Below are 13,176 nucleotides of genomic sequence, written 5' to 3' on the forward strand. Positions count from 1 at the left end.
ATAATACACTTTATTTTTCCCTTTGGAAAGATTAAACGTTTCAGTTAGCTCCTTATTTCCTCCAGAAAGCCAATGGAGTAACTACTTTGAGTAGTTCTCCATATGCTCATCATCTAAGTATTCCAAATAGGATGACTGAACTATTTTGGATACCGTAAAGGAGGTACTGCTCCAGATTGTGGATCATACCCTTTTTTGAGAAGATGTAGATAAAGGACGAACGTCACTTGCAACTTCCTTGGGTAATTGTTTAAAAAAGTTCATCCGATTTTCAAAAACACCTTTAGGTATTTGAGTATCTTCAAATAAATCGATTTTAAACGTTGGGGTAGGTATCTGAACTACTTGTTGCGGATCACGTTGGGGCGTATCTTGCTTCAAAATAACCGAATCAGCTAATTCAGTTTCGGTTAATGCGATAGCATAAGGCCCTACAAAAAACGAGTCACCATGGATTACATTACTACCAATTTTTATTGTATATCCATAGGGTATTTCAAAAGCAGCAAAAGAAAATGTGCCTCCACCTTGCTCTATTCCGAGAATCAATGCACCACTACACTTCGGGGACAACGGTGTAAATACGTGGGGAAATGGATGGGTTTCTACAAATAACCCACCCCCGCCCTTTCTTTTCATAACATAGTCTTGGATGTAATCTGAGTCCCACTGATATTCGACCAGGTATAGGTTTTCTAATGCTGGCTCTTTAACACTATCCAAAATAAATGATTGGTCTAGAGGAATTAACTCAGCCCCGTATTTAGCTAAAAATTCTCTAGGTACTGAACGAGCATTCATTTTGGGTATATTCACTACTTGCACATCGGAAGGAATTGCTAATACACCCAAGCTACCAAAAACATTCGCATCCGTACCACTAACAGCACGTTCCTGATTTTTATTTTTCCATGTTGCTTTAATGGTTAATTCTTGTGGGGGACTTATTTTAATCGTAGTTCCTGAATCAGGTAGATCATATTCCGTAAGTCCAATTGCTTCCATCATGTTTATTTCTGTGCCTGCTTTAAGAATGGCATAGGCTTCTACGGCTTTCATTAAGGGTTTGCTACCAGGTGTATCGGGATTTCTTCGATCCACCATGGTAGCTTGCAAGCTACGGAAATGCCTGCTTGCTTCCTCAGTGGATAATTTGCTTTTCATACACATTGTACAAGTACAAATATCAGGGTGTGTCAAAGACGTAGTACTGCCAGATTTCGAAGTATTTTTCTCAAAGAGTTCTTTCATATTTTTTTCTCATATGACTAATAAACAAAGAATGAATCGGTGATAAATTTAACAAGATGCGCAAAACTATAACACGATAAAATTAACAAAATATTAAAAGAAACCCAGGATGAGCAATTTAAGACAATATTGTTCTTTTTTATTCACTTGGAAAAGAAAAAAAGGATGAGATCTAGACTTGATGAGCAATATTAATGATAAAAACACAAAATTTGCCAATCTTGAAAAAAACATTTGCATTTAAATCAATATTTAGATTAATCTGAAGGGGACTCATAAGGAAAAGGAGATCATCATGGGTAAAAAAGCTACAAATGCTCGTCTAGCAAATGGAAATAATAAAGCCCAAAAACCCTACTCAAATCAGGAGGCGCCACTTTTTTTTAATTCAAAACCAATGCCCACATCAGCAAAACAAGAGGCACAAAATACACAGGAAATCCAGCAACCTGTTCAAGAAATAAGCCTGCAAACCACCACTGATTTTTTATTGGCGGCTATATTACACGAGTTAAAAACCCAAAACATGATTGAGTTAATGAAATTAAAAACACAACAAGAACAAGAGCAAGAGGAGTTACAGGCAGCGGAAAAAATGCAAGAGCATGATGACGCTCAGTTCGAAGAAATTCGCACGTCGATGTATATTTAATAAACACCAACCCTCCCTATCTCTACCTTCCGCGACATCCGCGGGAGGCACCTACGATATTCCCGAATGCAATGAAGTGCAATTTGTATTTCTAGGGATCCCGCAGAAAAGCCGCGGGACATTGAAATTTTAAAGAGGTATCGTTTAGAGCAATGAACTGAACCCGAAGTGGTTATTTTGCTTTTAAGCTCTAAGCCAATTCGAGCCCTTCATCTAGGAAGAAAACTTCATCATCAAAAGCCCGGAAACGATGAGAAATGCTGCAACAATTCGCATGATATTGACTGGTTCTCCCAGCATAAGGAGTCCAACCAGGAACGCACCAACTGCACCGATTCCAGTCCAGATTGCATAAGCAGTTCCCAAGGGTAGGGTTTTCATAGAAAGAGCTAGCAATATAAAGCTTGCAATCATTGCCACAATTGTAACGATGGAAGGAAGCGGTTTCGAAAAACCCTGAGACAATTTCATGAAAAAAGCCCATACTATCTCAAGTAAACCAGCAACAGTTAATATAATCCAGGCCATATTACCCTCTTTTCATTAAGTCGGGCCGTCCCGGGTGTAACCATTTCGGGTGAGGTCGTCCTCACATGGAACATTATAGATTATTTTGCTTGGGATCGGCTATGGGCTAACTATATATCTTGGAAAGCCTAGCGTAGGACTCATTTGCTATTAAGTTAAAAGCTGTTGTCTCGCGAAAGTGGAACCCCAATTTCAAGCAAGACCAATTTAATAATTGAAGTCATTATTGGGTTAAACGGAACGATTTATCCCTGGAAGCAACGTGCAATATTGAATCATTATCCTCTTTTTTAACAAAACTCAGTTGATAGTCTGACACAAATTTCGCAATAGCTGCTTTAAATAACACTTCTGTAACCGCAAATGCTGGGCAGTTGCGTTGACCTATTGAAAATGGGACAAATGGAAATTGACCAAGGATATGATTATTTTTGTTATCGGATTCATTCCCAACTTTCATGTGCTGCTTCGGTTGTAAAAATCGTTTAGGGTCAAACGCATCAGGATTCGTCCAATATTGTTCGCCTTTAGCTAAAGCATGTAAATCAAATATAATCATCGTGTTAGGGGGAATATTCATTGAATCCGATGAATATCCATTTTGGGTATATCGGGGTACTGCAATAGGAGCATCAAACCGCACTGACTCCTTATAAAATGCATCGAGTATGGGTAAAGATTTCAGAGCTTTAATGTCTAACTCTTCGAAAGTCAAATGAGCTTCATCAATTTCATCGCGAATCATCTCAAATTTGCTTGGGTCGGATGCAATTTGCTCGAGGCATAAGACAATCGCATCAGTTAAATTATCTGCTGCTTTGAGGATCATCGGTAGCGATTGAACGATGGGATTTTGAAAATAGCGTCTAATCTCAGAAACAGGTAAAGATTTTAAAGCATTTGAAAATTCACTCTTTGAGAGATCTGGGTTTTCATCTTTAAACAAACTTACTATAGAAGCAGCAATTAAATTTGCATCTCCGGGATGATCGTCGGAATGAAGCACGGCAACCACTTTTTCGAACTCCTGCTCTAAAATCCCCTTTGAAAAAGTCCGGTAAGTATCTCGTTTTTTTCTTAAGCTCGGCATAAAATTAAGCAATTCAGGGAAAGGAAATGCACCCCAACGTTTTACATCGTTTCGATAAGACTCCATCATATTATAGGTATCTTCTGGTAATTGCTTGATACCCAGCATATTTTCGACCATTACCGCTCGCACAATTCCACATATTGAATGACGAATTTTAATATCCATCTCAGAAACCGTCCTTTTTTCTATTTCTATGCTGAGAGGATTAGCAAGCCGGGATGGGGTTAGAAAACGAGACAGATTTTTTCTCGATGTCAGTGCATCATGTCCAATATCTGAAATTATAAAAAAATCATTCCCAGAAAAAAATTTAAACGAGGCATGTCCTTTTCGGCTTGATTGTTCTTTATCGAATTGAGTGATTAATTCAACAAACTGAGCTTGAGACTTTGGCGTAATAACAGCATAGTGTCCTCCCAAATATCCCAAACTCACAACGCTGTATCCCTCTTCGCTACTCCGGGCTTCAGAGGTTAAAGTTTGGATCATCTTTTTCGGATCTCGAATAAAATCTCTGGTACGGCCAACTCCAAATTGTTCTGCTTGGTGCAAAATATTAGTCACATATTCATATGCTTGGTTGGAGTAATATTGAATACTTAAGGCTATTGAACTTTCAAATAACTCACCAAACATAGATACTCCGAGCAAAATATCAGTCAAATTGAACCATCTTAATTCATTTGGAGAATATTGCAAATCTTCGAATGGCTTCTTTCGTAGCTTAATTCTCGCCCAAAAGAAATCGATCCATCAGTTATATGAAATAGAAATAATAGAAGGGTTTTCAGATTTTGTTTCTTGCAGCTGCTTTTTATAATTATGAGTCATAGTTTTAGTTAATACGGATGAGGGTAAAGACATAGTGAGTTCTTGATGGAGCATTATTTTTTTATCGTGTATATTTTTTCGATCGACAATGGCTGTTTTCGCATCGTGTATCCGTTTTGCATCCTCTTTATTTTCCGGCAAGATAACTGGAAATTTACTGACGGCATCTAAATAAGCTTTAAGTGCTTTGGGTGACTGTCCATGCTTTGTGTATTCATCAGCAATTAAAGAATATGCCCAGAAATCTTGGAGATTAAAACTAAGGAGTCCTTTATTTGACTCGAGCATAGTACCTACCTGTTCAAAATCGCCATGTCGTGCATAGGCAAGCATTCGTTCAGGAATAGATAATCGTTGCGATATTTTGAATAAATCTTTGGGATCGATGATCACATCATTAATTACAGGTTCTAAACCAAGTTTCATCGCACAGAGATTTACCGCTCTAATATTCGCCGGTGAAAAATAGGCATGGGTAAAATTAACAAAAGAATTCAAATCAACTTCTTTTTCACTATGTAGTGCTTGAAATAACTCATTAGTATATTTTCCCGTATCGTGTTTGATGACACTTCCTATTTTAAATTGCCACTCACCCTTTTCATCTTGAAAGAAAAGAATATTTTCAAACCCCATAGCATCCATAATGATATTCGTTTTTTGATAAAAATCACGATAATGATTTAGAAACTCAATCATTAGCTCCTTAAGTTTAGGATCGCCATCTAAACGTTGTACTATTTTGCCGATTCGTTCATCAATCCTCGAGTAATCATTAAAATCAAAACTGGAATCAGAGTGATCCTTATGAATAAGTATTTTATTCGCTTTATCGCACAACACTTTATTGTGCTCCATTAAGTAGGGATCGAGTTCCGCGGGTTCTATTTTAAAATCAAATTTCACTTTAGACTTGAAGCATTTTTCATAGGGAACGATTGATAAAGCTGCCTTTTGAGGTTCTTTTCCAGGGAGTAAAACGTGTTGGATAGTATGTTGTTCCCGAATACATCGTTGTTTATTGTCCCGATCAAAACAATCGTATAAAACAGCATATTTTTTCTCTAACTCTTCAAGCTCCTTAGGATTGGGATTTTGTTTCATTACTTTAATAACATAAGGGGCATCCGGAAATCGATAAAGCGCATGGGTCCCCCCTTCGGCAAAACGCTCGGCTTTGGTTAAATCAATAGCGCCAGATTCAGTCTTTGGCGCAGAAGCAAGCCAACTCTCCTTCAAAGCACTCAGCTTAGGATGGACTTGGGGTAAAAGAACAGCAAGTCCAGTTGCCCAAGGTTCTACTGCATGTCCCCCATCATGAAGTGTGCATGGAACCTGTAATTCTTGGGCTAGGGCCATAGTGGCTTGAGTTAATGGTTCATCACCTAACCCACAGTCTCCTGTTTCCAAGGTTCCTGCCTGGAGATGAATATTAACGCCTCCTTGAGGTACTTTTTGTTTGGACAATTCATCATAGCCTGTCTTAAGCATATGCAATAAATATTGTTGCTCATCCTTATTAGCCAAAGGTGCACGCCAAGTTCGGTCCTCTTCATAACGTACAGGCTCATCGACTTCTTTACCTTTTAAGCGGAGTAATGAGGGTCCCCACCAAACCGCGGGAGATTGAGCAATCACGTGTCCATAGATATCCGGGTGCATTTTGGCTGTATATAAAGCTTGCAGCCCCCCCATACTTTGTCCACATATCCCTATTTTTTGAGGATCTCTTGTCACTTGGATATCTGCTCGCTTTAATGCACTGGGAATTTTAGTAAGCATCGCATCGGTATGCAGATCACAACCATATTCTTTAAGTCTTGGCATAGAAGCCCATTGCCCTTTTCCCATAGTAGGTGGGGAAGGTGATACAAATACTGCAATGACCGGTTCTATTTTACCTTCAGCAATTAAATTATCTAAAATGTGTTTTGTGCCCATGCGGTTTCCAAAGGCATCCTCACGTAAATGCATATCCCCATCGAGCATCACCTGAATATTGTACTCTCTAGATCTAGATGCAGAAACTTTATATCCTGCCGGAAAATAGACTTCAACCAACTGATCCCCAGACTTTAATGTATAAGGCTCCTCTATAGGCTCACTTAAAATGCCCGTTGCACTCAGTACGCGTTTTTGAATAGTCCCTTTATTTTCTTCGGCTAATTCACGATTCTCATACACCGATCGGATAATTTTCCCATCGGATAAAGCGATTTTATGGATAATATTAGGCTTTTGAGCCAATTTCCCAGGCTGCACATCGGGATGCATAAAAAAATCGCTGCTTTCATTGGCTGCAATTGATCGTTTTGCGCTCCATTCTCCCTCTTTTTCTTGAGTCATGGAAAGCATATGACCTTTTCCTGAGGCATCACGATAACCTAATAACATTTCTTTGGGAACGGGGGTCCCAGGATTTGGCTTATAGATGAAGGTTGCGGTGATTTCTGATGAAGAAGTATCAATTTTTACTTCAACGATACCGGCGCTTTCTCCAGTTACCACAAATTGAATCGACTCGGACATCTTAATTTGCATTTAATGTGGGCAAGTTACTATTATATTTAATATTAATACAGGCCTGGTTAATTTATTTTCAAAATTTACACATTATTTGCAGTTGATGTGCCGAGCATCTAATCAACCGGCAAATCCTTACTGCCTAACCGCTTTTGGAGTAGAGCATAGAATCTTGGTGCTTTGATTCATCCCATATTTCCTCTTCAGACAAGCTTGTTTCAATGAATTCGATAATTGCCCCATGGTCCTCGATCATTGCTACTCGAAAATTTTTTAAGGGAAAATAAGGCTCTAAAAGAACATGTTTGCCCTTTATTGCCTCCTCAATACATTGCACTTTATAGGCTATATGGGGTTGAGTTTGAATCAGCTTATGTAAAGGGCAATTCGGACCAAATCGATGATATTGAATACGTCCGGGTAGTTCACCTCCTGAAGTATACATATCCATAACAGCACTATAACGCTCCCCTGCACGTGGCTGTGTAACGGGTATTCCAACGTGATGATATTGATAGTTCATAATCTACCTCTCTACTTGATTTATTCCAATTGTACTTATCAATTAGGGGAATATTAATCCATATTTGTTCGGCAATTATGAACTTTTAGTTTATAATTGATGCTTAATTAAATAACTAAATCGGTTATTATGTTAAATTTTTCTCAATTAAGATGCTTTATAAAAGTAGCAGAGTATCTAAGTTACAATCGTGCTGCGGCCGAGCTGTGCATTACACCGACCGCTGTGAGTAAGCAAGTTAAGAACTTGGAAGATCAACTTGGGGAAAAACTCTTTATCCGAGATACTCGTAAAGTGCAACTGACGGTATTTGGTGTAGTACTCCTGGAAAAATTTCAGAAACTTCTTGCGGAGACACAACGTATTGAACAATTTATCGAATCAAGACAATCCATTCCTCAAGGTCAAATTACCATTTTGGTTTCGACCATTCTTGCTAAGGAACTCATTCTCGATCGGCTTGCTGAGTTTATGGCTCAGTATCCCTTGATCGAATGTGAATTTTTGTTCTCCGAACAAGATAATGATTTAGCGCGTAAAGATATTGATGTGATGGTCGGTTTTCCGGAAATTCCACCATTTACAGACCATTTAAAATACAGAAAAATGAGCCCAATCAACAATATTCTTTGTGCAGCACCTAGTCTAATCCAACGATATGGAATGCCCGTTCGACCCTTCGACCTCATGGACTTTCCATTTATTTCCCACAGTCTGAGAAAACCGGCTACGGAACTCCCACTAGAAAACGGAACTTATCTATCCTGCCCCCATCCCATACTCTTTATGGATGACTTTAATGCGCTAAACCAGGCTTGTAAAAAAGGAATAGGTCTCTTTTTAACAGGTGACACACTCGTTGAGCAGGCCCTGAAAGAAAAAACACTCATTCATATTCTGCCGGAAATAAAGTTTAAACAATATGAGATTTTTACATTTTATCACTCCTATGGATCGGAACTACCTAAGGTAAGGGCATTTCTTGATTTTTATGTACCCAATCCGGCATAAATATCATTTGAACGTAAATTATCTCATTTAAAATACATTTCTTAATAATTTTTCTAGACAGTAGGAAACATTTTGTATTCTAATGATTCACCGATTAAGGAAAGGAAAAGGAATATGGCTTTTACAAGGATCTTCTTTTTAATTGTATTATTTAGTGTTTATGGCATACAGGACATTCAAGCTGAAGAAACGGATCAATTTACTCTTCCACCTGGTGAATTACAAGACATCGGCCCAGCAGCAAGTTACAGACTTTACGAGGTCCTTGAAAAATCCATCGCGCAAACCAATGCAGAAATTCAAATGCTTCTCCCCAGAGCAAAAAAGAGTCGACATGCGGCGTCACAATTAGCAGCTCGCCGTAAAGATACCTATATTGCTGATTTAATATATACAAATACCGGCCCGGGTTTTCCACGTTGGTTACGTCGTTTACCTAAAGATTCCAATCCCATGATGCATAAAGAAGTCTGGCCCTGGAAAACTGTTTATTGGCTCGTTTTTTCGCAATCGCCCCTATTTGTGATTGGACTTGCTCCAACGATTAATATGTATGGTTACCATTTTGGTACCGATAAACTGGGGCATTTTTTCATGATGGGGCATACCTATTACAAAATTTATAACTATTTTCTGGATCATGGAAAAACAACACAACAAGCCCATGCCGCTATTGTTACTTACGGTCAAATTCTAGAGCAGACCTATCTAGGTACATTAATTAATGGGGTGTATTCCAATGCGGATTTAGCTGCCAATTATGCAGGGTGGAAGTTTTATATGAATCTGGCACATAGCGTGAATATTGGAGAGCAGACACTTCCCCCAATCCTAGTTTTGAATGGGGATAAATGGGAGTTTTCCAAACACGTTAATGAGTATAACTTATTGGAACCCTATATTTCAGATAACCTAAATGAAGCCTATAATCCTTGTCGTTACGCTTTTATGCGCGATCAAATTCGTAGACAGATTAAGAAGCGTTGTACTGATTGGATAAAACGCAAGGAACTCACCAAACAAACAGTACTCGCGAAGCTCGAAGAAACCAGTCGGTGGCATGGAGAAAAATACGGCCACTGGCTTCCTGCTGATAATGCAGTCACTCTGGATGCTTGCTTCGGAGGTAAGTAAATCTCTTCACTGTCTCATCAGCACGCAGCCCAACCTTGTCCTAGCGTGCTGAGATTAATTCACTTTAGTAAAAAAATATCAAATATGGAGAGTTTTTCATTATGCCCAAAATTGCCATCATTGGGGCGGGTGCTTCTGGTCTTACTTCCGCTGTAGCTGCTCTTGATGAAGGGATAGTTCCCACTCTTTTTGAAATGTCATTCCGGGTTGGTGGTGTATGGGGTCCAGATGATCGTAAGCCTTCGGATCAAGGCTCGGCTTGGCCCGGAATGAAAGTAAATATCTCACGGCATACCGGAACTTTTTCTAATTTTAATTGGCCAACTGACACCGCTGATTTTCCAACCACGCAAGAGGTATATGATTATTTATCCAACTATACAAAACACTTTAATCTTTTACCTTATATTCGCTTTGGGTGTCGCGTCATAGAGGTATTAGAACAAGATGGAAAATGGCTGATTCGTTGGCAAGAAAATAAAACAACGCTAAAAGAAGAATTGTTTGATTCGCTTATTATTGCAACAAGTAAATTTACCAATCCCTATATTCCTAAGTTTAAAGGCTTAGACCAATTACAGGATAACATGCTCCATAGCTCCAAATATAAGTCTGCCAAGGACTTTGTAAATAAGCGTGTTTTAATACTTGGGGGATCTTTAAGCGGTACTTCACTTGCAGAAGAAGTTGCCAAAATAACCGAGGTGACCCATTTATTAAGAAAAGAACGCTGGGTAATAAAAAGATATCGCTCTTCGGATCCTCAAAATGATGGCCCTTTTCTGCCCAGAGACTTATTAAAAACCTATGCTAGTTCACAAAAACCCATGTCTCGAGAAGAACAATATCAATTCATGTTGCAGCACTGCCCGGAACAAAATGAGGTCCCAGAGTGGCATATGTCCCCTAATTCTCCTGTGGGTTTTGTGGTAGCCGATGATTATTTCAAAGAAGTGCGTTGCGGGAAATTAAAACCTATTTGTGGCGAAGTCGACTATTTTCTAAACTCCAGTGTCGTCTTAAAAGATGGTCGTACTCTTGAATTTGATGTTGTTATCTTTTGTACTGGTTATGAAAGAGACTTATCATTTCTCCCTGAACATCTGCGTCTTCCTCCAACTTCGTTACTTTATGAAGATACTTTTTCACTCGCTACGCACCGTCTAGCATATATAGGTATGTATCCCGGTGCTCGTGGAGCCGTATTTCCTCTTGTTGAATTGCAAGCACGCTATGCTTGTGGGGTATTTAGTGGTCGCTTGAAGTTACCTCCAATCGAGACAATGAAAGAAGAAGCCGCGCATACCTCCAAAGACCGCGATGAACTAGAATTTTCAACTGCATTGGCGGAAAAACTGGGCATAACACCTAATCTAAATTCCTATAACTGGGGTTTGCGGCACATGTTATTAAACGGTGCATATACCCCAGCAAGATTCCGGCTTGAGGGTTTACATAGTAATCCAAAAGCAGCATTAAAATCGATTGAAGAAACCGCGCTTTATAGACATACCTTACTTAAAGCACATGATAAGGTTCCTTCTTTGGTTTCTCTATGTTTGTTTCAGCTCAATAAACAAAAAAAAGAAGAGAAGCAAGGAATGGAGACATTTTCATTATCAAATACATTATGAAAAGCACACTATATTCAAGCTGGGAGTTAGGTTAAGAGCTTAATTCCCTCCATAAATCGCTTTATAAACTACACGAAATCTTATTCTTTGACTGCTCTCTCAAATGAGTCTGAAAGTGTTTGATGTTCTGTATGCAAAGTCATTTGTCTTAAATCCAGTCTTGAAATAATTTTCATCATCGTTGTATTGTTGATTTTTCTTTCTTTTCGCAAAGTGCGCAATTCCAAATGAGCCCCTTCTAGAGCCGCATATCTTAATTGCCGCTCAATTGTTAACGCTAACATACTCTTGATCTTTTCATGTTCAGAACCATGATTGGAAGCGATAAATTGATTAAAAGTCGCGATTAATTTATCTGCAACCTCGATGCATAAAGCTTTATCTCCATCATTAATCTCTTCACATAAACTCTTCATTTTTATTTTGATTGCTTCAACTGCAGCTTTGCTTAATGCCAGTACTGCTTCATTTTCCTCATTTTGAGTATGTCTATGCATCAAGTTCTTCAATCCAGGCGTTATTAACGGCAAGAGCAAACTACTTATTAAAAGGGAACAAAGAACAACGCCAATCACCAGGATGATTAAAAGCTTTCGTTCGGGGAAAGGAGCTCCATTAATCGTATGAGGTAACGATAAGATCGCCGCCAGAGCAATCGCTCCCCGTACCCCACCTAGTGAAAAGGTGCCGATTATTTTTATATTAGGGAAACGCCATGTACTACGTTTTCTTCTAGAAATTAATGCTTCAAAAGGCAAAGTTAAATAAATCCATAAGGTTCGCAATAAAATTAGCGTCACCGTGATAAGAACAACAATTTGTGTATATTCAGAGAAACTGTACCCTGTAGTCGCAAGAAATTTAATCGAATGGGGTAAATACAAACCCAAGAGAATAAATATGATTCCGTTTAAAGTGAGATCGAGCACTCCCCAGACAAAATGGCCTTCAATACGCATTTTGGCCATTGTTCGATCTAAAAATCCGGCTCTATCTACCGTAAAACCAGCAGCAACCGTAGCTAGAACTCCTGAAAATCCTAACTTTTCTGCGACTAGATATACACTAAAGGGTAAAAGTAATAACAAAAGATTTTCCGTAGTGGTCTCATGAGCGCTATGTTGGGTTAATTTTCCCAATAGTGAAATAAAAATATAAGTAAGAATAAAACCAACAGCAATCCCACCTAGACTAATAAATAATAAACTAAATGCTGCCCCTTTAAGTGAAAATACACCTGTGACCATCGCGGCAACCGCTAATTTAAATGAAACCAAGCCTGAGGCATCATTTAAAAGAGCTTCTCCTTGTAAGATATGCATAATTCGTTCAGGTATCCGAGCTCCGGCAGTCATGGATCTAAGGGATATTGCATCTGTTGGAGAAAGTGCTGCAGCTAATGCAAACGCCGCGGGTAACGGAATGAGTGGAACGAACCAATGGACTAAATAACCAATCCCTGCTACGGTGAAAAAAACCAACCCAATTGAGAGCATAATAATGGGTCTGGTATAGAGCAAAAACTCACGCTTAGGAAAATGCCAACTGTCATTAAATAACAACGGTGGGATGAACAATAACATAAAAAGTTCAGGATTAAATCCAACATCAAAGGTTGGAAATAAAACTGCCAGAATTGTTCCTATAGTAATTTGGATTAATGGAGCGGGTAGAAAAGAAATAAAGCGTGTTATCACTCCAGAGATAACCAATAAAAAAAGAAGCGTTAAACAAATTAAAACACCTTCCATTGCTCTTATCTCCTTAGGCTAATCAATTAATTCTAATAAATTACGTCATTATCCATGCAGCAAAATTTCAAAAACCAATACCCTAACACTACGTACAGTTGAACATAACCTCTAGTGAATGTAAAACACTTCAATGTACCTGAATAGTCAATCTAATTGCTTGGTTCCTATTAATGACCTATTCGGTGCAGAGAACTTCAAAAGGTCAATTAATATTCCAATTGCATAATTTGCGTACACACAGT

General features: G+C 38.7%; 10 protein-coding genes. 4 read left to right on the top strand and 6 right to left on the bottom strand.

The genetic code is table 11. The features are described 5' to 3' along the window. Positions 1–183 precede the first annotated feature (183 nt). Complete coding sequence (locus ACWTE2_RS12160; RefSeq protein ID WP_454785543.1) at positions 184–1,251, bottom strand: hypothetical protein; 1,068 nt, start codon at positions 1,249–1,251, stop codon at positions 184–186. Positions 1,252–1,546: 295 nt separating this feature from the next. Between ACWTE2_RS12160 and ACWTE2_RS12165 the strand changes: the two genes are divergently transcribed. Beyond that, positions 1,547–1,903 carry a hypothetical protein gene (locus tag ACWTE2_RS12165; protein ID WP_454785544.1) on the top strand — a complete coding sequence of 119 codons (357 nt, stop codon included), beginning with the start codon at positions 1,547–1,549 and terminating at the stop codon, positions 1,901–1,903. Positions 1,904–2,116: 213 nt separating this feature from the next. Here ACWTE2_RS12165 and ACWTE2_RS12170 read toward each other — a convergent pair whose 3' ends face one another. The 4 genes from ACWTE2_RS12170 to ACWTE2_RS12185 form a co-directional block, all read right to left on the bottom strand. Then, positions 2,117–2,431 (bottom strand): DMT family transporter, encoded by a 315-nt coding sequence (locus tag ACWTE2_RS12170; protein ID WP_454785545.1) that lies wholly within the window; start codon positions 2,429–2,431, stop codon positions 2,117–2,119. A 223-nt stretch (positions 2,432–2,654) separates the two neighbouring features. Continuing rightward, positions 2,655–4,160, bottom strand: coding sequence for a cytochrome P450 (locus tag ACWTE2_RS12175; protein ID WP_454785546.1), 1,506 nt, complete (start codon positions 4,158–4,160; stop codon positions 2,655–2,657). Positions 4,161–4,277: 117 nt separating this feature from the next. Then, positions 4,278–6,884 (bottom strand): alpha/beta hydrolase, encoded by a 2,607-nt coding sequence (locus tag ACWTE2_RS12180; protein ID WP_454785547.1) that lies wholly within the window; start codon positions 6,882–6,884, stop codon positions 4,278–4,280. A 136-nt stretch (positions 6,885–7,020) separates the two neighbouring features. Beyond that, entirely contained in the window at positions 7,021–7,401 is a 381-nt protein-coding gene (locus tag ACWTE2_RS12185; RefSeq protein ID WP_454785548.1) for a helicase, read from the bottom strand. Between the two features lie 129 nt (positions 7,402–7,530). Between ACWTE2_RS12185 and ACWTE2_RS12190 the strand changes: the two genes are divergently transcribed. From ACWTE2_RS12190 to ACWTE2_RS12200, 3 genes are all read left to right on the top strand, one after another. Beyond that, positions 7,531–8,412, top strand: a complete 882-nt coding sequence (locus ACWTE2_RS12190) for a LysR family transcriptional regulator (RefSeq protein ID WP_454785549.1) — start codon at positions 7,531–7,533, stop codon at positions 8,410–8,412. 114 nt (positions 8,413–8,526) lie between these two features. Continuing rightward, positions 8,527–9,546 carry a hypothetical protein gene (locus ACWTE2_RS12195; RefSeq protein ID WP_454785550.1) on the top strand — a complete coding sequence of 340 codons (1,020 nt, stop codon included), beginning with the start codon at positions 8,527–8,529 and terminating at the stop codon, positions 9,544–9,546. Positions 9,547–9,647: 101 nt separating this feature from the next. Beyond that, complete coding sequence (locus ACWTE2_RS12200) at positions 9,648–11,180, top strand: flavin-containing monooxygenase (protein WP_454785551.1); 1,533 nt, start codon at positions 9,648–9,650, stop codon at positions 11,178–11,180. Positions 11,181–11,260: 80 nt separating this feature from the next. On the opposite strand, the gene ACWTE2_RS12205 is transcribed toward ACWTE2_RS12200, so the two are convergent. Continuing rightward, a complete protein-coding gene (locus tag ACWTE2_RS12205; protein WP_454785552.1) occupies positions 11,261–12,931 on the bottom strand; it encodes a Na+/H+ antiporter in 1,671 nt (556 codons plus the stop codon). Positions 12,932–13,176: the final 245 nt, after the last annotated feature.

It is taken from the genome of Legionella nigrisilvae, from assembly GCF_977063395.2.

Coding starts and splice junctions, on each gene's coding strand:
- ACWTE2_RS12160 (WP_454785543.1), bottom strand. CDS start 1,251: ATGAAAGAACTCTTTGAGAAAAATACTTCGAAATCTGGCAGTACTACG.
- ACWTE2_RS12165 (WP_454785544.1), top strand. CDS start 1,547: ATGGGTAAAAAAGCTACAAATGCTCGTCTAGCAAATGGAAATAATAAA.
- ACWTE2_RS12170 (WP_454785545.1), bottom strand. CDS start 2,431: ATGGCCTGGATTATATTAACTGTTGCTGGTTTACTTGAGATAGTATGG.
- ACWTE2_RS12175 (WP_454785546.1), bottom strand. CDS start 4,160: ATGTTTGGTGAGTTATTTGAAAGTTCAATAGCCTTAAGTATTCAATAT.
- ACWTE2_RS12180 (WP_454785547.1), bottom strand. CDS start 6,884: ATGTCCGAGTCGATTCAATTTGTGGTAACTGGAGAAAGCGCCGGTATC.
- ACWTE2_RS12185 (WP_454785548.1), bottom strand. CDS start 7,401: ATGAACTATCAATATCATCACGTTGGAATACCCGTTACACAGCCACGT.
- ACWTE2_RS12190 (WP_454785549.1), top strand. CDS start 7,531: ATGTTAAATTTTTCTCAATTAAGATGCTTTATAAAAGTAGCAGAGTAT.
- ACWTE2_RS12195 (WP_454785550.1), top strand. CDS start 8,527: ATGGCTTTTACAAGGATCTTCTTTTTAATTGTATTATTTAGTGTTTAT.
- ACWTE2_RS12200 (WP_454785551.1), top strand. CDS start 9,648: ATGCCCAAAATTGCCATCATTGGGGCGGGTGCTTCTGGTCTTACTTCC.
- ACWTE2_RS12205 (WP_454785552.1), bottom strand. CDS start 12,931: ATGGAAGGTGTTTTAATTTGTTTAACGCTTCTTTTTTTATTGGTTATC.